Genomic DNA, 19,806 nt, shown 5'->3' on the forward strand with positions numbered 1-19,806 from the left:
CCGACGGTTTTGGCGATCGCTTTACGGATCAAACCCTCGGGCGCGATAACGTAATAGACGAACGGAAAATCAGGATTGTTGCGCTGGTTGTACGGCATGATCACGTTGGCCATGAATTGCGCCGTGGTACCTGTATGAAAAGGGGACAGACCACGTTTTCGTAATGTTTTCTAAACGTGGTCTGTCCCCATTTATTTTCCGCGACCCCGACTCGCACAACTTCGCCGTGGCCAACGGCTGCAACGTGATGGTCACGCCATTGATGAAAGGCGACGAAGAAGTCCTCGACCTGAAGAACAAATTCCAGACCGCACTGGACAACAACCCAGACGTACCGCGCCCACAATTGATGGTGTTGCGCCACACCCACGTGCACACCGCTGATAACCCGGATGGCTGGAAAGTCGGCGCCAAAGCCATCTCACGTTTTTACCGCACTTTTGATGCGTGGTTTGGCAACAAGCAAACACCAGTCAATGGCTTCCTCGCGCCGAGCCCGGAAGAGAAGTTTGCCGGACGTCCGGAGTTTGAGCTGGAGAGCCTGCACAAGACCGCAATGATCGGCACGCCGGAAGAGATCATTCCGCGGATCAAGTACTACCAGGAACTGGGCGTGGATGAGTTCAGTTTCTGGTGTGACAACAGCTTGCCGCATGAGGAGAAGAAGAAGTCGCTGGAGTTGTTTATCAAGCATGTGGTGCCGGCGTTTCGCTAAAGGTTTCGCAGGTTAAACCAAAAAAACGCCCCGCTTCAGACGGGGCGTTTTTTTGGAAACAGGCACCAACTCGTGCAACCTGGCTTTCGCAGCCTATTCGCCGCTGACATCCTCGCTGAGCACTTTGAAGGAGTGGAAGTTGAAGGCTATTTTTTCTTCTTCCTCATCAACCAGCTCATACCGTATACGATCCAGTCCGCCTTCAACCCTCGACACGCAAAGATCCATGAACTGTGTCAGGCCACCACCAAATCCCCGCACGTTCAGACCGCCCACGTTAAAAAATATGACCGCGATAGTCACTGCTCCAGGATCCGAAGACTTCGCCAGCGTCATCAACAGGTTGTAACCGGTAAGTCCATCTTCGGAATCCAGGCGAAGACTTTCCACATGAACGTATTCACGCAGAAAGCCATTCAGTGCTTCAACATTGCTCAATGGTTGATCCTTGGGTGCTTTAAGCTCCAGATATTTCAGCCGACAACCTGCCCTTATTTTGATTCACACCTTATTAGCGGCAGCCCTCATCAGAATGCGCACAACTTCATCTAAATATTTATCCAACATACCTCTCACTACTCTGACACTTCGCTAACGCTAAATTGAATAAAAAGGGACAACCCCTAAAAAATGCTTTCAACAAGGTATGAACGGTACCGGTGCTTCAGCTAATTGAATTAAACGTGATCTATCCCCATTTACCCTTCAAAAAGCAGTTAAAGCCCGGCCTTATAATTTTCATCACAAAAACACTTTTCTAACAGTGTCCATATCAGACTGGATAATTTCTAATTCTTTATCATCAACGCCGATTTCTATAAGACTCTCAACACTGCACTTTTCGTACGTATCTGCCAAAACCTCCAACATATCAATCGCGTATTGACTTTCCTTTGACAGCCTTAGCCCTCGACGAATGCCTTCCATGTAAATAGCAGTCTGAAGAACTGCGTTTGCGCCAGGAGCATCCTTTCGCATAAGACGCTCCAATTCGTCCTGAGTATACGCAAACGCTTGTTCCGGACGAAAACAAAGTTCATCAATCGCGTAACTATAGTTCCCTGCAACCATAGCCTTGGCCTGATTAAACATACTATCGACTCGCATATTCAATTTTCCACCGTAAATACATTCAATTGAATCTTTGGATAGCGGTCACGGAACTGAGTGATCACATCGGTACAGCTAGGACAGACAGCCTTCTCGGAGATCAAGTCTATTCTCCCAACTGCCTCCTTGTTATCACCGAGCCGTTGCGCCACTGTTTCAAGAATCTTGAATTCCGTATCCATATCTCGCATGTACCCTTCAGGTGAATTTACATATTTACTCGATGCGACCTTTGGCTTCAAGACCCATGTATCCACATCACCTGGCGGTTTCGGCAAATAGGATCCTTCACGATCATTGTATTTACTGTATGCCTTGAACACCATGGGCTCGGCAGATAGCGAGTCAATCTTTATTTCTGCAAATGCAGCGTTGCCCTGCGCAGGAAGCTCCCTGCGTATTTCTTGAAGGGCGTTTATAAGGCCTGTACGAACTTCCGGAGCCGTTGAGTTGGACAAATAAATCAAAGGATCCGGCTTCACCGTTGAAATCGTGGGCACGGTGTCTTTCACGCCCCAGGACAATCCCCCATCCAACACCAGCCCAAGTCCGACACCCGTGGCCGTAGCCACTGCTGCATTCGCCCTGACGACATCAATTCCGTTGTCTTGCATGGTGTGCAAGACATCCAGATACCCCTTGAGCCGAACCTCCTCCGGCCAATTCATGACCGAGTCAAAAGCTGCCTCCAGATCGGTAGCAGCGCAGCTAGGGCAATTGACGGCTCCCATCACCCACAAGGCTGATTTCGAGCTGGAACTGACAAGTCCCTCCATGACGGCCGCGAAGCCTTCAGCGCTACCGATTCCCTTTGCATTGAGGATTTCTGCTTGGTACTTCGGATCGTGCCGGTACTTGTATGGATCGACCAAAGCAATGTGGTCGAGCAGAGCTTTGACTGAATCTCGGTCTTTGAGCAGCTCCTTCAAGCCCAGCCTTTCGTCGTTGTAGTCAGCTAGAGTGACCCGAAACAACCCAGTATTCTGCGACTGTGAAACTTCCGTACGAAGGAAATTCGCCGCTGCATTGGTCTTACCATCGCTTTCACTGAAGGTCGCATTCCAGCCCTTGTCCACCATTGCTGCGGCCGTACGCAGCAACTCAGTCCGGGCTTGATCTTCACTAATTCCCCTTTCTGCAGCGTATCGATTAACCCGTTCATCATCAGAAGCAAATTTGATCTCATCCGGATGTAATTGCCGGTTGAATGAGGTTGCGTTCTTGGCAATGTCGATACCTGTTTGCAGGTCTCCACCTACCAACCCCGCAGCCGTCAAGCCCACCAACTGAGATGCCGTGAGCTGAAACTTCGGATTGTTTTTGACAATTGCGGCCAAGCTATTGCTCAACGCTTCGTTGGCGCCTGCTGCCGCTGCACCCGTGGCGAACCCCTTGCCTGCCGCTTCACTCAGGAGCCCGCCGACGACGGCATGCAAAATTGTTTTCTGGAGACTGCCATCAGGCCATTTCTGTTTCTTCGCATAATCGCCAACTGCGTTGAAGGCCACGGCCTGTAAAACGGCTTGCGCCTGAGCAGTCATTGACGAACCAAGATTGTCTGTGAAACTTCCACCATTTATCGCCGTACTGACACCCGCCTGGAACAATCCTTGCGCCCCAGAATAAGCACTGAATTTACCAATACCTTCAAGGCTGCTCAGATCAAAACCGTGAGTAACCTTGTTGACGTTATCGCTGGTCACACCAAACGCATCATCCAGGTAACCGCTGGTAAATCCGGCGGTAGCAGCCCCGACAGCATAGTTTTTTAAGTTGTCTTCGGAAGTGATGTCTTTGAGTACTGCACCAACATTCCCCCGGTTGTTGATCGTGCTCACAGCGGCCGAACCGGCCATCGAAGTGAGTACGCTGGAAACCATCACGTTGCCCCAACCGGCTGCTGCGGTCCCCACCGCGGTCCCTGCCTCAACCATAGCGGTGCTACCAGCCGCTGCCATTGCCGACCCGCTTCCGACGCCAGCACCCGCAACGCTACCCACAGCAGCGCTTGCAGCGCCTGCCGTGAGCACCGTTACAACTATGATGATTGCGAGCATTGCGCCTTGACCCAGGCTCGAGCTGCTGTATTTGAAAGACTCGTGAGTCTCCTTAATCAAGTTCCAGTCGACATCGCCACGCTTCTCGGCCTCTTTCAGCCAAGCCAGCTGAGGATCAGCCTTAACCATTGCATCAATACTTTCGCTGACTGTTTTTTTGTTGATGTCTTTGACGTCGATATGCAGACCATCAACGGCTTTGATCACCAGATTCCCTTGTGCAACCAGTTCGCTCTGGCGCAGGGTTTCGTTGGTGTGCCCCTTACCCTTCATGGAGTTCCAGGCCATGCTGGTACTACTTTTCTGATGACTTTCCTGATCGAGGTCTTTAACTCCCTCAAAGGTGATTGAACCGCCGCTTTGAAGAACCAGATCTTTACCGCTGTTCAGCTTCGCAACCTGATAACGCTGATCACCACCACTGGCCAATACCAGATCGCCTCCAGTGCTAATCTCGCTGCCGACATGAGTAACTTTGGTAACTTCGTCGCGTCGAGTTTGTTTTTTACCGAAACTGCCTTTCTTCTTTTTGTCGTACAACGAATAGTCGCTGTCTTGGGCCGCGAGTACGTCGAGATTATTTCCAGCGACTAAATAGGCTTCATCACCTGCAGTGATCCGACTTGAAATCAATGCAAGGTCATTACCCGCTCGCATCGCCACATTACCGCCTGCAGTTATACTGCTGGCTATCTGCTTGACATGATCCTCTTGGGTAGTGAGCTTCTTGCTTTTGGAGTATGAGTGACTTTCATCGGCAGCGGAGGTAACCGTTAAATCACCTTCAGCGAGAATCACAGCATTTCGCTTGGCATCGATTCCGCTCGCGATGGCGCTGAAGTCACGCCCCGCACTGATGGCTACATCGCGCCCGGCGTTTAAGCTGGAACTGAATTGAGTAATGGAACTTTGATTTCGTGCCCCGGACTCAACTTGCACCTGCTGTGTAGAAACAATACTTACGTCGCGACCTGCCTCGATCTTGGTATCCCGACCGCTAGAGATAACGCTACCACTGCTGGTTACATCCCGTGCTGCACTAATGGTCAGATCATTGGCCGCTTCAATACGTGCAGCATTGTCCAGATACTCGTGATATCGGGTTTGACCGTTTTTACTAAAGTCAGCACTGGTCACTGTACGCTCGTTGATGATGTCACCTGTAAGCGCCACCATACTGACGTCACGTCCGGAGATAATTCCTCCAGATTTATTGACGATATTGTCGCCGGCCAACAAATCCAGACGATTTCCAGCCTCAATCGAGCCGCTGTTGACCAGATCCTTGCCTGCGGTGGCCGACAGGTTATTGGTCGCCTTCAACGTACCAACGTTATCGAGATTCTCCCCAGCAATCAGCGTCACATCGTTACCGGCAATCAGCGCCCCGGTTGGACCCAGGCGGCCATTGGCTTGCGCCAGATACACCACTGGCACCAGCACTTTCTCGCCATTCACTTCGTGTTCTTCGAGCCAGACGATGTCGTGGGTAAGCGCGGCGACTTGCTGTGAGGTGAGGCCGACGCCGACGGAAAGGTTGAGCGCGTCCTTGCTGGCGATGGCGTTGTTCATCAGGTACTTGAACATGCCCTCGTTGGAGGTCTGGCCGTCGAGGAAAGCCTGGCCTGTGCGTGCGGTGACGGCTTGCTGGATCAGGCGTTGTTCGTAAAGGCCGTCGCCCAGACGCTTGGCGCTTTGGTCTGGGTCGAAGCCGAGTTTTTCCAACAGGTAATCGGAGCTCATGAACGACTTGAGCTCGGTCAGCACCGGGTTGGTTTCGATCAGGTATTTGTGCGGATTGGACGGTGCCGTGGTGTCGGGCAGGCCGGTGACACGAGTGACTGGTCGGGTGTCGATCGATTCCTTCATGTCGTTGCCGCGACTCGGCATGCCCGATCCGGCACTGCCCTCGGGCACCTTGACGTCGACCGTACTTGCAACCGCCTGAACCATGCTTGGGGTGCGGTGGAAGGTGTCAACGGCGCGCGTGCTGTCAGACACCGGTGCCGGGGCATCGATGAACAGGTTGCGCGGCCCGCCGCTGCTGGCGGCGACCAGATGGTCCTGGGCATTTACCGCAACATTACCGACCGTCCACGTTGGTGCTGGTCCGGTATTGCTGGCTGCGGTACTGCTGGAGCCCTGCCCGCTCAGGCGGAACAGGCCGTTCTCACCCGTCGGCAGGGAGAAGCCTGGCAGGCTCAGCGGATTTACCTGCTGTTGCGCGAGATCTGGAGGCAGTTGGCTATTGATGCGAATGACAACAGAACCGTTGCTTCCAACTTGGGTATCGGCGACTTTGTTGGTGCCGCCGGTCGAACCGTAATCCTGGTGGATAACGCTATTTTCGAGTTCCTTGGCAGCGGTAATGGAAACATTGCCGCCCGCCTGAATGACTGCGTTGCGGCCGGTGTTTGTCGCAACGGCACCGGTGCTGTCCACGGCAACTTCTGTTACAGATTCGGGAGTGTACTGGGTTAACTGACTAGGCAAGTCAACCAGGTTATGCGGATCATAAAGAGACGGTGTGGTGGTTTCGAAGCCGTAATTCAGGGCGGGCAATGCGATGCCGTATCCACGCAACGCGCTAACAATTGCGCCCGTCTCACTATCCTTAAGCGACACAACGTTATACCACTCACCGTCACGATTCCCCTCTCTGACGCGGCCGGAACTTGGAATGGCTTTTCGGATGGCGCCTGTCGAATCGATGTAGTACACATACGGGAAGTCTGGGTTGTTGCGCTGGTTGTAGGGCATTACGACGTCTTCGAGAAATTTCGTCGTAGTGCCGCCCCCCATGGACAGTATGTAAGTACTCGAACGCTCGATTGTGCCGCTTTTAGCGCCGACATTTTTTAGACTGTCAGCGGTGATGTTAATGTCGCCACCCGCAGAAACTGTACTTTTGCTGTTGAGAAACGTACCGCCCCGGAAAACAAAATCCTTGCCGACATTGAGTACTGCCGAGGCACTGCTGTCTGTGTCAGTACTCTGAAAAAACTCACGGGCTATCAGTTTGAAGGTGTAAGTGCCACCTATACAGTCACCGCAGACATTAGCGATATAGCCTGAAGTCAGCTTCCGGTCGCCCGACATCACCGCGCCTTCCGTACGGTTCTCGAACACATCCGCATTCATCGTAAAGCCGCGCCCGCTCTCCATCGAGCCGGAAATGTTGTACACCCCCGCCGCCCGAGCCGCGCCGCCATAGCCGCCCATTACCACATCGCCCAGGCCGTAGAAATCACCGTGCTGGTTGGTCAACGTACCGACACCAAGCGTCATGTTGTTGCCGCTGAAAATCAGCCCACGATCATTGAGCAGCGAAGGCGTGTTGATGATGAGGTTCTGTGCCGCACCGAGGGTGCCGTAGTTGGCAACACCGCCCGCATTGATGGTCAGGTCTTCGCTGGAGGTCATGCGTCCGGCATTGGTGAGCTGTCCGCCGATATTGACGGTCGACGTTGCGCCTACCGCAAAGCTACCGCCCGCCGCGACGTTCATCTGCGCGGCAGAAACGTAAGCGCCGCGCTGACTGGTCAAGCGGCCGCTGCCGCCGTAGGTCCCGCCGATTTGCAGATCAAGGATGCCATCACTGGCGATCAGCCCGTCGTTGTTCCAGTTACCGCCACGGATCTGCAGCGAATCCGAAGCCAGCAGTTTGCCGCTCGCGGTCTGGCTGAATTGCCCGACATTGACGTTCAGGCGCCCAGCCTGAATGACATTGGAGTTACTCCAGCTGTCAGCGTTGAGTTCCAGCAATCCGCCGGTGACGATGCTGCCGCCGGCGCCGATGACATTGGCGGTGGAGATATCGAATTTGCCGCGCCCGACGTGGTTGAGTTGCCCGCCGCCATTGAGAAAGCTGCCGACAGCCAGGGTCATGTCAACGTTGGCGGTTTCCAGTACGCCGTTGCGGTTGTCGAGCAGACCGCCGATCTGGAACAGGGTCTTGCCCGTGTTGCCCAGCGAACGCAGACGACCGTTCTGGTTGTCGACGCTGGCCGCTTTTACGTTCAGTTGGGTTTCGCTTTCGATGACGCCCGCGCCGTTGCGCAACGCACCGGTCAGGCCGAAGTCAATGCGATTCGCGGCGATCTGGCCGCTGGCGTTTTCCAGATTCGAGCCGGTTACGCCGAGTAACCCTTTTGCGTACAGAACGCCGCTGCTGTTATCCAGCGCGGTGGTGGTGATGCTGCTGTCAGCCGACTGCGCCGAAATGCGCCCGCCATTGTTGCTCAGGCCAGCCAGGGCAGTGAGTGTCAGGCCCTGCGCCTGAATGATGCCGCCCTGGCGATTGTTGTTCAGGTCAAAACCGTTGCGCAGCACGCCGACCGTGCGTGCTTCCAGTGCGCCTTTGATGCTCGACAGTGTGCCGCCACGGTTGTCGATGTTGGCCGCTTTGACAAAAACCTTGCCGTTTTGCGCGATGACCTTGCCGCTCTGGTTGTCGAAATCGCCGCTGACTTCAAGGCTCAACGCGCCTTCGCTCTGGATCGAACCCTTGCCGTTGCCCAGGCTGGCGGCGCTCAGTTCCACGCCGGCGTTCTGGCTGTAGATCAGACCATCGGCGCTGTTGTTGACGTCGCCCGTTGCGGTGATCTGCAACTGATCGTTGGCCGCGACCGTCCCCTTGTTGCTGTTGTCCAGCGAACCGGTGCGCACCTCGAGGGATTTCTGGCTGGCGATCTGGCCGTTCTGGTTGCGCAGGTCGGTCACGCCCTTGATCGACATCGCGCCGCTGCTCGCCAGCTTGCCGGCGTTGTTGTTCAGCTCGCCGCTCAGGCCGAGAGTGATTGCGTCGTTGCTGGCGATCTGTCCACCACTGTTGTCCAGACGCGAGGCGGTTGCGGTGAAAGCCTGTTCGGCATTGACTGAGCCGCCGGCATTGGTGAACGCCGTGCTGACGACATCCAGTGCCGCACCACTGAAAATCAGGCCTTGATTGTTATTGAGCGCACCGCCCAGCGTCAGGGTCTGCCCTGCGCCGCTGCTGAGGTTGCCCTTGTTGCTGTTGTCGACGCTGCCTGCCTTGACGGTCAGCTCGCCTTGGGCGACCACCGCGCCGCTGTCGCTGTTGAGCAACGCGTCCTTGAGGTCGACCGAGACATCGGCGAACTTGCTGGAGAGCGTGCCGCTGTTGCGGTTGTCGAGGCTGTCAGCATTGACCGTGAGGCCCTGCCAGCCGGAGATCAGGCCTTTCTGGTTGATCAGCCCGGTGCCACGCAACAGCAGTTTTTCGCCGCTGATGATCTTGCCGGACGTGTTGTTGAGCGCTCGGACGATGAGATCGAAACCGAGGTTGCTGGAGATCTCACCGCTCTGGTTGTTCACGTCACGCAGGCGTTTGAGCGTCAACGGTCCCTGGGCAGTCAACAAGCCACGCTGGTTGTCGAAATCACCATTGGCCAGGTCGAGAGTGATAGCTTTGTCGCCCAGCAGGCGACCGCCACGCTGGGTCAGGGACGTCAGTTTCAGATCCATGTCACCGCTGGCGGAGACTTCGCCGCCGTCGCTGGAATCCAGCCCAGTGGCGGTCAGCGTCAGGTTGCCTTGGCTGTTGATCAAACCACTGTCGCGGTTATTCAACTCGCCACTGCTGATCTCCAGAGACTGCGCCGCGCTGATCAAGCCCTTGGCATCGTTGCGCAGCAAACCGTCCACGGTCAGATCGAGGTCGCCACGGCTGACCAGGTTGCCGCCGCTGTTGTTCAGGCTTGCCGCGTGCGCGTCGATGGCCGCTGCGCCGATCATGCCTTTGACGTTGTCCAGTGCTGCCGCGATGCGCAGGGTCAGGCCCTGATTGCTCAACAGCTTGCCGTTGCTGTTATCCAGATTTTGCGCAGTGAAGGTAAACGCCTCAGCGCTGGAAATCGTGCCGCCCTGGTTGTTGACGCCGTTGAGCTGCTTGAGCAGCAGCGCGCCCGGAGCGTTGATCAAACCGCCGATGTTGTTCAACTGGCCATGGTTCAAGTCCAGGCTCAGTTGCGTGTTGCTGAACAGCTTGCCGCCCTGCTGATCGAAGCCACTGACCCAAGCCGTCAGTGCGTATTGACTGCCAATACTGCCGTCGCCGCCGTTGGTGACCTGGCCGGCGGTGAGGTTCAGGGTGTCGGCGCTGCTGAGTCGACCGTTGCTGTTATCGAAGGCGCCGGTGGTCACGGTGACCGCGCCTTTACCGCTGAGCGTGCCCTGTTGGCGGTTGTCGAGGCTGGCGCTGGCCAGCAGCAGCGCGCCATCGGTGACGATCTGGCCAGCCTGGTTATCGACGCTGCCGTCGCTGTCCAGCTTGAGATCCGCCGCGCTGGACAGGCTCCCGCCAACGTTGGTCAGTTTCGCGGTGTCGACCGTCAGTGTGCCTTCGCTGCTGACCTTGCCCGAGCTGTTGTCAACGGTGCCGGTGAGGTTCAGCGACATGCCTTGCTGGCTGAGCAACTGTCCGCCGTTGTTGGCCAGCGAGCGCCCCTGCAGAGTGAACTGGGCGCCCGCATCGATCAGGCCTTTGCTGCGGTTGAGCACCTCGTCGACGGTGAGCGTCAGGCCTTTACCGGTGAAGATCTTGCCGCCGTCGCTGTTGTCGAGTTTTTTGCCAGTGACCAGCAAATCGCCGTTGCTGCTGATTTCGCCGCCACGGTTGTCCAGGTCAGCGACGGCCAGGGTCATGTCCTTGCTCGATCCGAGCAAACCGTTCTGCTGATTATCGAGTTGATCGGCCTGCAGTTTGAGCACGCCGGTGGCGATCAACTGCCCCTTCTGATTGTTGACGGTTTTTGCCTGCACGCTGGCATCGGCCTTGCCGGCGATATTGCCTGCGCGGTTGACCAGTTCATCAGCGGTGACGGTGAGTTGGCCGTCTGCGATGACCGTGCCGAGCTGGTTATCCAGCGTCTTGTCAGCGCTCAGCAACAATTGGCCGCGACTGCTGATCAGGCCTTCACGGTTGTCGAGGCTGGCGCTGTGGCTGTCCAGCGAGACACCGGAGATGACGCCTTTGAGGTTGTTCAATGCCGCTGCGATGCGCAACGTCAGGCCCTGCTGGCTGAGCAGTTTGCCGTTGCTGTTATCGAGGCTGTGCGCGGCAAGCGCAAAGGATTGCTGACTGGAAATCTCGCCACTCTGGTTGTTAACCCCATTGAGGTTTTTCAGCAGCAGCGTGCCCGGCGCGTTGATCAAACCGTTCTGGTTGTTCAATTGGCCATGGTTCAGATCGAGCGTCAGGTCGGACTTGCTGAACAGTTCACCGCCCTGCTGATCGAGCCCGCTGAGCGAAACGTCCAGCGCCTGCTGGCTGGCGATGCGGCCAGCGGCGTTGTTGACCTGCCCGGCCTTGAGCGTCAGCGCCGCACCGCTGGTGAGTTTGCCGCCATCGCTGTTGTCGAACGCGCCGGTCTCGACGCGGCTAACGCCCTGGCCGAAGATCACGCCCTTGTGACTGTTATCCAGGCTGGCGCTGGTGAGGGTCAGCGCCGAGTCAGTGCTGATCGAACCGCCCTGATTGAGCAACGCGCCGGTGCTGGTCAACTGCAGGTTACCGGCACTGCCGAGGCTGCCTTTGCCATTGTCGATGCGCGCGGCATTGACGGTCAGCACGCCTTCCGTGCTGATGACCCCGGCATTGATCAGCGCATCGTCCAGCGTAATCACCAGGCCATTGAGGCTATTGAGCGTGCCGCCGCTGTTGTCCAGCGTTGTACCGTTGAGGGTCGCCGCGCCCTTGACGGCGGAGATCAAACCTTTGTTCTGGTTGATCAATCTGGCGACGCTCAAACCCAGATCGCTGCCGGATAGAATCTTGCCGCCGTCGCTGTTGTCCAGACGCAGGCCTTTGACGTTCATCAACACGCTGCTGGAGATTTCGCCGCTGCGGTTGTCGATGTCATCGACCGTCAGTGTCAGCGCTTTAGTAGTGCCGACCAGACCGCCGTTGCGGTTATCGAGGGTTTTGCCGCTAAGGTTGAGATTGCCTTGTGCAACCAGCGCGCCGCCCTGCTGTTGCAGCAGGCCGATGGTCGCCAACAGATCGCCCTGGCTGGAAATCCGTCCCGCTGCGTTTTGAATCTCCGCAGCCGTAAGGTTCACCGGGCCGACTGCACTGAGCAGGCCGCCGCTGTTATCCAGCCGGGTGCCGACGTAGGTCAGGCCAGCCTTGCCGCTGACCACGCCCTTGTCGCGGTTATTCAGCTGCGCGATATTCAAGTTCAGTTGCTGGTCGGCCTGGATCACCCCGCCCCGGTTGTCAGCCATGTCGCCGCGCACGGCCAGCGTACTCTTGCCGATGACTTTGCCGTCGCTGTTGAGCAATGTGCCGGCCTGCAGATCGATGGCGCCTTTGGCCGAAATGTCGCCCTTGTTGCGGTTGTCGAGCGTGCTGCTGATGCGCCCCGTCAGGTTGCCATCGCTGACCAGCGCGCCGGCCTCGCGGTTGTCCAGACTGGCCGCCTTCAGAAACACTGTGCGTGCCGAACCCATTACGCCGTCACGGTTGTCCAGCGCCCCGCTCAGATCGATATTAAGCCCCATGTCACCGAGAATCTGCCCGCTGCGGTTATCGAGCATGCCGCCGATGATGGCGATGTTCTGCGCGTTGAGCGTGCCGTTCTGGTTGTTCAGGGTTTGCACAGCGTTGATTGTCAGATTGCGGCTGGCAGTCAGGCTTTTACCGCTGTTATTGAGGGTCTGTGCGCTCAGGTTCAGATCGCCGCTGACATTACGGCTGCCGTCAGCATTCACGCCGGCTTCGATGGCGCCGGCGTTGGTCAACTGCCCGCCAGCGCTGAGGTTGATGCTGTTACGGGCGGCGAGGGTCTGGCGGTTGGTCAGGTTGCCTTGGGCCTGCACGGTGAGCGCGGTACCGGCGTAGACCGGTCCTTGCGCGTCGAGGCTGGCGGCTTTGACGTTGACCGCGCCGGTGGCCGAGGTGTCGGCCAGACTCAATTGGCCATTGGCATCGAGCTGAATATCGCCGCCACTGGCGATCAGTTTGCCGTCGAGCTTCACCCCGACGCCGGCCTCGGTGCCGACGAGTCTGATCGCCCCGGCGTACATGCCACCGAGCGCCGAGGAGTCGATTGCCAGTTGCGGTTTGGCGCTGCCGTCATCGGCGCGGGCCGTGGCATTCAGGCTGTCGGCATTGACGTCGTTGCGACCGGCGACGATGGTCAGGTTCTGTGCCTGAATCTGCGCATTGATTTTCGCGCTGCGGGTGATGATTTCGAAGCGATCGACGTTGGTCGCGTTGATGCCCGCGCCTTCGATGGCCACCGAACCCTGATCGACCTGAAAGCGATCCAGCCGGCCGTTTTCGATCACCGGTTTGCCAGTGGTCAGTGTGACGCGCGGCGAGTTGATGAAACCGCATCCGTTGCAAGTGATGCCATACGCGTTGGCGACAATCACCCGCGCCGACTGCCCAGCCACTTCGGTGTAACCGCGCAACTGGCTCGGGTTACCGCTGATGACTTCGTTGAGAATCGCCTGGGCCGGACCGCTGTTTTTCAGGTTCGGGTTGCCGATGACGTGCCCGCCCAGTTGCGTGTTTGACGTTTGCGCCGCGCCGTTGTTGAGGATGACGCCCTGCGCACCGACGTTGTAATCATGGAACTGGTTATGCGACAGACCACTGCCATTGGGCGTGGCGATGTTGATGATCGGCACACCGTTGCCGGCGCGGTCCAGCGAGGTATTGGGGTTGGCAACGACGATGCCATCGGCCTGCGCCCACATTGGTTGCCAGAACATGACGTTCGCCAGCAGGAAGGCCAGGCCGCGCTTGGGCATGCCCAGAAAAGTATCCTGTTTTTCTACGGCCGCGCGGGGCTGATTGGCGAGCGAGGTGTGGTCACGAACGTCCATGTGGGCGGTTCTCTAAAAAGTCGTTATCAGATGAAAAAGTCGAGGCGGAAATAGATCGGCGCTTCGCGCTCGGTCAGCGCGTCCGGTCGTTCCAGGGAATGGGCAAAGGTCACGCTTGCCGCCACGTGCTGGCCGCGGGCGAACAGCTCCAGCGAGTTGCTCGACATGCGCCCGTGCTGATCGCCGTTGTAGCGATCGCCACGAATCACGCCCTGGTCATAACCGAGGCTGGTACCGTATTCGGCGAACACCGGTTGCAGCCATTCGGCCGTTACCGGACGACTCCAGCGCAGGTCGTTGCGCCAGTAGCCACCGCTGTCGCCGGACAGCGATTGATCCTTGTAGCCACGGATCGACGCCGAGCCGCCAAGGCTGGTGCGCTGCGGGCTGAACAGCACATCTTCGCTGCGCTGGCCGGTCATCAGGCTGCTGAAGCTGAAGGATTCGCCGAGCAATTTGAACGGCTGCAAATAGCTCAGGGTTGCGGTGTATTTGCGGTAGCGTGCGTCCGGTTCACCGGGGCCGGGATCGTGACTGCCCTGCGCATCGAAAGCACCGATGCCCTCCTGCACGCCGGCATCGAAGTTGACGAACGCGCTGCCGACACGACGGCCATGGTTGAAACCGAACTGCGCTTCGCTGATGCGATTGCTGCTCAGTTTGAGCTTGCTGTCTTCGATGAAGTTGTTGCTGCGCAGGTACGAAAGTCCCGCACTGAGGGAGGTCTTGCTCACCGAGTCGCGATGGATCACGCGCTCGGCGCGCAGCTGATGGGTTTCGCTGTCGCCGGTCTGCTTGAAGTTGTAGCCGTTGGCGGCGATCTGCGAACGGTATTCGCTCTGACTGTAGGTGTAACTGAACGTCCACCAGCCCCACGGCAGGCTGTAATTGAGCATGGCGTTGTTGGAAGTGTGCTGGTGATCGGTCATCGCATCGTGACCGCCGCGCAGGCTCAGTTGGTCGGCGAGGCCCAGCGGGCTGTCCCAGTCGAATGACGTGCCCCACTGCTGCTCGCCGGTGCTGCGCTGGCCATCGTTGCTGCGGGACAGGCCGGCGCGCCATGGCGTCTGCGGCGTATTGGTGACCCGCACTTCACTGCCGCCGACATTCTGCCCCGGCGCCAGCTCCATTTTGGCCTGATTGGACGGCAGGCGATTGAGCTGGTCGACCATTTGCTCGATCTCGCGCAGGTTGACCAGCTCACCGCTCTTGCCGGGAAAGGCCATGGCCAGTTCGCGATCCGAGAGCCGGCTGTTTTCCGCGCCTTTCAAGCCTTCGAGTCTGCCTTCGACCACCAGCACTTTCAGGTGCCCGGCGGACAGATCCTGCTGTGGCAAGTATGCGCGGCTGGTGACCAGACCTTTTTCGATGTAAAGGTCGGTAATGACTTTAAGCAGCTCGTTGAGCTGCGGCACGCCGAGGCATTCGCCGATATAGGGTTTGAGCAAACCCGCCTTTTCGCGCTCCGACAGGCTGTCGGCGCCCTTGAGCTCGATGTCCTTGATGGTGAAACAGCGACTATCGACGGGCGCCGTCGGTTGCGCAGGCTTGGCGTCTTTGCCGGGCAGGTCCTTGAGTTCTTCAAGGCGCCGCTGCTGCTCTTCGAGCAAACGGTTCTGACGTTCGCGGATCAGGTCGGTTTCGCCGGGGGTGGGCGCAGCCCAAGCGGATTCAAGCGGAGAAAGGCAGAGCAAAGCCAAGCACAACCGCGCCGTGAAGGCGGGTGAAAACATCTTCGATCCCTCGACAGAAAAAGTGACATCAAAATAGTGGCGCGATATTAGATGGCCATCATTTTGACGTCAAACTTATGTTTGCACCGTTCATCGATGTTTGCCGCGCCTTCATACGGGTGAAACCAGCACCTGCGTACAAGTGGCCGGCGCGTTTTGCGCGGATAGTTGCCGTTGCCCATTCGGCATCTATTCTTGCCACACACCATCACAAGGAGTTTGCATGAGCACCTTCAAGACCCAAGACGGCACCGAGATCTATTACAAGGACTGGGGCAGCGGCAAGCCCGTGCTGTTCAGCCACGGCTGGCCGCTGGATGCCGACATGTGGGAATACCAGATGGAATACCTGAGCAGCCGCGGCTACCGCACTATCGCGTTCGACCGGCGTGGTTTCGGTCGCTCGGATCAGCCGTGGACTGGCTACGACTACGACACCTTCGCTGATGACATCGCCGGCCTGATCAACCATCTGGATCTGCGCGACGTGACCCTGGTCGGCTTTTCCATGGGTGGCGGCGACGTCAGCCGCTACATCGCCCGCCACGGCAGCGAGCGCGTTGCCGGCCTGGTATTGCTCGGCGCGGTTACGCCGCTGTTCGGCAAGAAAGCCGACTTCGCCGACGGCGTCGACAAGTCGGTATTCGACGGCATCAAGGCCGGCCTGCTGAAGGATCGCGCGCAGTTCATCGCTGACTTCAACGCGCCGTTTTACGGCATCAATCAGGGCCAGAAAGTCTCTGACGGCGTGCTCACGCAAACCCTGAACATCGCGCTGCTGGCGTCGCTCAAAGGCACCGTCGACTGCGTAACCGCGTTCTCTGAAACCGACTTCCGCCCGGACATGGCCAAGATCGACGTGCCGACACTGGTGATCCATGGCGACGGCGACCAGATCGTGCCATTCGAAACCACCGGCAAGCAGGCCGCCGCGCAAATCAAGGGCGCTGAGTTGAAGGTGTACGCAGGTGCGCCGCACGGGTTTGCCGTGACTCATGCGCAGGCATTGAATGAGGATCTGCTGGCGTTCCTCAATCGCTGAATTCCGCTTGGCACAAGCGGCCGGTAAATGCTGATCCACCAAGGCCCGCGCAATGAGGGCCTTGTGTTTTGCGCTATGGTATTTTTCAGCATCCGACATCAGGAGAAGGAAATCCCATGCTGCGAATTCTCGGCAAAGCCTCATCGATCAATGTGCGCAAAGTGCTGTGGACCTGTGCCGAACTGGACATCCCGTTCGAGCGCGAGGACTGGGGATCGGGTTTCAAGTCGCCGAACACACCGGAGTTTCTCGCGCTCAACCCCTGCGCCATGGTGCCGGTGATTCAGGATGGCGATTTCACGCTGTGGGAATCCAACACGATCATCCGTTATCTGGCGACACGTTACGGCGGCGCTCATTTGTATCCGGCTGAGCCGATCGCCCGAGCGCGGGTTGATCAATGGATCGACTGGCAGGCTTCGGAGCTGAATCGCTCGTGGTCATACCCGCTGATGGCGCTGGTGCGCAAGTCGCCGGATTATCAGGACCCCGACGCCTTGGCTGCTGGCTGCCGAGACTGGACGCGGAACATGGAAATCCTCGATCGCCAACTGCAGAAGACCGGCGCTTACGTCAGCGGCGAGCAGTTTTCCCTGGCGGATATTCCGCTCGGGCTGTCAGTGAATCGCTGGTTCGAAACGCCGCTCGATCACGGGGACCTGGCTGCGGTGCGCGCCTATTACGATCGCTTGAATCAGCGCGACGGTTATCGTTTGTACGGGCGCAACGGCACGCCATAAAGACACGCTCGATCAGGCTTGCTCACGCACCACGCCACGCTCTTCAAGCAAACGCACGAACATGCTCAGACTGCGCGACACGGTGCCCCGGCGCCAGACCAGCCATGTGGTCAGATAACGAAAATCCGCCGTCAGCGGCCAGACGCTCACCGTCGCGCTGCCGGGCATGCTTTGCAGCATTTTGCGCGGCATCAGCGCCAGGCCGGCACCGGCGCTGACGCAGGCGAGCATGCCGTGGTAGGACTCCATTTCAAAAATCTTGCCGGGCACGGCGGCGTCAGTGCTGAACCATTTTTCGAAATGGTGACGGTAGGAACAGTTGGAACGAAAAGCGTAGATATTTTCGCCATTCACGTCTGCCGCACGCTCGACCGGTGAATGGTTGAGCGGCGCGATGATGACCATTTCCTCCTCGAACGCCGGCACGCCTTCCAGGGCCGGATGCAGTACCGGGCCGTCGACAAATGCAGCGGCGAGACGCCCGGCCAGCACGCCGTCGATCATCGTCCCCGAGGGTCCGGTCGAGAGGTCGAGATCGACCTTCGGGTGCTGCTGGTTGTACGCCGCCAGCAGTTCCGGAATGCGCACTGCCGCGGTACTTTCCAGCGAACCCAAAGGGAACGCGCCCTGGGGTTCCTCACCTGCCACCGTAGCGCGGGCTTCCTGCACCAGATCGAGAATGCGCCGCGTGTACTCGAGAAAACTCCACCCGGCCGGTGACAGGCGCAGACGGCTTTTCTCGCGGATGAACAGATCGACGCCGAGATCCTGCTCCAGCTGTTTGATCCGAGTGGTCAGGTTCGACGGCACGCGATGGATCTGCGTGGCGGCCGCGCTGATGCTGCCGTGCTCGGCCACGGCCTTGAAGATCTCCAGTTGCACCAGATCCACAGTCATTCTCCAAACGTGAAGGAAACGATCTTTATTATTCAGTTTCCAGAAAACTAAAGCCACCCTACTCTAGGCCCATTCGACGAACCTACAGGACAACGTCATGAGCCAGATCTCCAGCCAGACCCACGCCATCTCGATCAACCCCGCCACTGGTGAGCGGATCGGTCACTACGCATTTGAATCCGCCACTGCCCTCGATGCGGCACTGACTCGCGCTGCATTCGCTTTCGGCAAGTGGAAGCGCAAGCCGCTGCAGGATCGTTCGCGCCTTTTGACCGCCCTCGCCGGCGCGCTGCGTGAAACCGCCGAAGCCATGGCAACCATGATCACCGAGGAAATGGGCAAACCGATCGCCCAGGCCCGTGGCGAAATCGAGAAATGCGCCAAGCTCTGCGAGTGGTACGCCGAACACGGCCCGGCCATGCTCGACGCTGAAGCCACGCGGGTTGAAGGCGGCAAGGCACGCATCGAATACCGCCCGCTGGGGCCGATTCTGGCGGTGATGCCGTGGAACTTCCCGATCTGGCAGGTACTGCGCGGCGCGGTGCCAACGCTGCTTGCCGGCAACACTTACGTGCTCAAGCATGCGCCGAACGTGATGGGCAGCGCTTATCTGTTGCGCGATGCGTTCGTCCGCGCCGGTTTCCCCGAGGGCGTGTTTGAGGTGATCAACGTCACCCCAGAGGGCGTTTCCACCGCCATCGCCGATCCGCGCATCGCCGCTGTGACCCTGACCGGCAGCGTCCGCGCCGGCATGGCCATCGGCGCTCAGGCCGGTGCGGCGTTGAAGAAGTGCGTGCTGGAACTGGGCGGCTCCGATCCATTCATTGTGCTTGATGACGCCGATCTGGATGAAGCCGTGCATGCGGCGGTGGTCGGTCGCTATCAGAACTCCGGGCAGGTCTGCGCGGCTGCCAAGCGGCTGATCATCGAACAAGGTGTGGTCGAGGAATTTACCCGCAAGTTCGTTGAAGCGACACGCCAGTTGAAAATGGGTGATCCGCTGAACGCCGACACTTACATCGGGCCGATGGCGCGTTTCGATCTGCGCGACGAACTCGATCAACAAGTGCGCGACACCCTTGAAGAAGGCGCGACCCTGTTGCTCGGTGGCAGCAAAGCCGAGGGCGCTGGCAACTACTACGAACCGACCGTGCTGGCCGACGTGACCGACCGCATGACCTCGTTCAAGCAGGAGCTGTTCGGCCCGGTCGCCTCGATCATCACCGCCCGCGATTGCGCGCACGCCGTCGCCTTGGCCAACGACAGCGATTTCGGCCTGACCGCCACGATCTACACCGCCAACGTCGCGCTGGCCGAGCAACTGACCAGCGAACTGGAAACCGGCGGCGTGTTCATCAACGGCTACTCCGCCAGCGACCCGCGCGTGACCTTCGGTGGCGTGAAGAAGAGCGGCTTCGGTCGTGAGCTGTCGCACTTCGGCGTACGGGAATTCTGCAACGCCCAGACCGTGTGGCTGGATCGCAAATAAGCCAGACGCCCTGAAACCTGTGGGAGCGAGCTTGCTCGCGAAGCAGTCTGTCAGTCGCGAATGTATTGACTGACACAACCTCTTCGCGAGCAAGCTCACTCCCACAGGGGGACGGCGGCGTATGTGATGTGGGGCGTAACACCCTTCCATTGTGGGAGCGAGCTTGCT

At 58.3% G+C, this 19,806-nt stretch carries 8 protein-coding genes and 1 pseudogene; 4 read left to right on the forward strand and 5 right to left on the reverse strand.

Annotated features, from left to right (window positions below):
• Window positions 1-199 precede the first annotated feature (199 nt).
• Window positions 200-715: pseudogene (locus tag AC0Z4S_RS17805) on the forward strand (LLM class flavin-dependent oxidoreductase); the annotation flags it as partial.
• A gap of 93 nt (window positions 716-808) precedes the next feature.
• On the opposite strand, the gene AC0Z4S_RS17810 reads toward AC0Z4S_RS17805, so the two are convergent.
• The 4 genes from AC0Z4S_RS17810 to AC0Z4S_RS17825 form a co-directional block, all read right to left on the reverse strand.
• Window positions 809-1,153 (reverse strand): hypothetical protein, encoded by a 345-nt coding sequence (locus tag AC0Z4S_RS17810; RefSeq protein WP_485623971.1) that lies wholly within the window; start codon window positions 1,151-1,153, stop codon window positions 809-811.
• 303 nt (window positions 1,154-1,456) lie between these two features.
• A complete protein-coding gene (locus AC0Z4S_RS17815; RefSeq protein ID WP_122507940.1) occupies window positions 1,457-1,822 on the reverse strand; it encodes a hypothetical protein in 366 nt (121 codons plus the stop codon).
• A 2-nt stretch (window positions 1,823-1,824) separates the two neighbouring features.
• Window positions 1,825-13,737 carry a two-partner secretion domain-containing protein gene (locus AC0Z4S_RS17820; protein ID WP_485623973.1) on the reverse strand — a complete coding sequence of 3,971 codons (11,913 nt, stop codon included), beginning with the start codon at window positions 13,735-13,737 and terminating at the stop codon, window positions 1,825-1,827.
• Window positions 13,738-13,763: 26 nt separating this feature from the next.
• On the reverse strand, window positions 13,764-15,470 hold the full coding sequence (locus AC0Z4S_RS17825; RefSeq protein WP_485623974.1) for a ShlB/FhaC/HecB family hemolysin secretion/activation protein: 1,707 nt from the start codon (window positions 15,468-15,470) through the stop codon (window positions 13,764-13,766).
• 223 nt (window positions 15,471-15,693) lie between these two features.
• Between AC0Z4S_RS17825 and AC0Z4S_RS17830 the strand changes: the two genes are divergently transcribed.
• Window positions 15,694-16,512, forward strand: a complete 819-nt coding sequence (locus tag AC0Z4S_RS17830) for an alpha/beta fold hydrolase (RefSeq protein WP_415762218.1) — start codon at window positions 15,694-15,696, stop codon at window positions 16,510-16,512.
• A 116-nt stretch (window positions 16,513-16,628) separates the two neighbouring features.
• Window positions 16,629-17,252 (forward strand): glutathione S-transferase family protein, encoded by a 624-nt coding sequence (locus tag AC0Z4S_RS17835; RefSeq protein ID WP_485623976.1) that lies wholly within the window; start codon window positions 16,629-16,631, stop codon window positions 17,250-17,252.
• A 12-nt stretch (window positions 17,253-17,264) separates the two neighbouring features.
• Here the strand turns inward: AC0Z4S_RS17835 and ptrR are convergent, their stop codons facing one another.
• Window positions 17,265-18,143 carry a putrescine utilization regulator PtrR gene (ptrR, locus tag AC0Z4S_RS17840; RefSeq protein ID WP_485623990.1) on the reverse strand — a complete coding sequence of 293 codons (879 nt, stop codon included), beginning with the start codon at window positions 18,141-18,143 and terminating at the stop codon, window positions 17,265-17,267.
• Window positions 18,144-18,246: 103 nt separating this feature from the next.
• On the opposite strand from ptrR, the gene AC0Z4S_RS17845 reads away from it, so the two are divergent.
• Window positions 18,247-19,638 carry an aldehyde dehydrogenase family protein gene (locus AC0Z4S_RS17845; protein WP_485623978.1) on the forward strand — a complete coding sequence of 464 codons (1,392 nt, stop codon included), beginning with the start codon at window positions 18,247-18,249 and terminating at the stop codon, window positions 19,636-19,638.
• Window positions 19,639-19,806 lie beyond the last annotated feature (168 nt).

The sequence above is a fragment of the Pseudomonas sp. 1L-B-1-E-C1 genome (assembly GCF_057291835.1).

Excerpts from the sequence above, each read along its gene's own strand:
- AC0Z4S_RS17820 (WP_485623973.1), bottom strand. The coding sequence starts at position 13,737 with ATGGACGTTCGTGACCACACCTCGCTCGCCAATCAGCCCCGCGCGGCC.
- AC0Z4S_RS17825 (WP_485623974.1), bottom strand. The coding sequence starts at position 15,470 with ATGTTTTCACCCGCCTTCACGGCGCGGTTGTGCTTGGCTTTGCTCTGC.
- AC0Z4S_RS17830 (WP_415762218.1), top strand. The coding sequence starts at position 15,694 with ATGAGCACCTTCAAGACCCAAGACGGCACCGAGATCTATTACAAGGAC.
- AC0Z4S_RS17835 (WP_485623976.1), top strand. The coding sequence starts at position 16,629 with ATGCTGCGAATTCTCGGCAAAGCCTCATCGATCAATGTGCGCAAAGTG.
- AC0Z4S_RS17815 (WP_122507940.1), bottom strand. The coding sequence starts at position 1,822 with ATGCGAGTCGATAGTATGTTTAATCAGGCCAAGGCTATGGTTGCAGGG.
- AC0Z4S_RS17845 (WP_485623978.1), top strand. The coding sequence starts at position 18,247 with ATGAGCCAGATCTCCAGCCAGACCCACGCCATCTCGATCAACCCCGCC.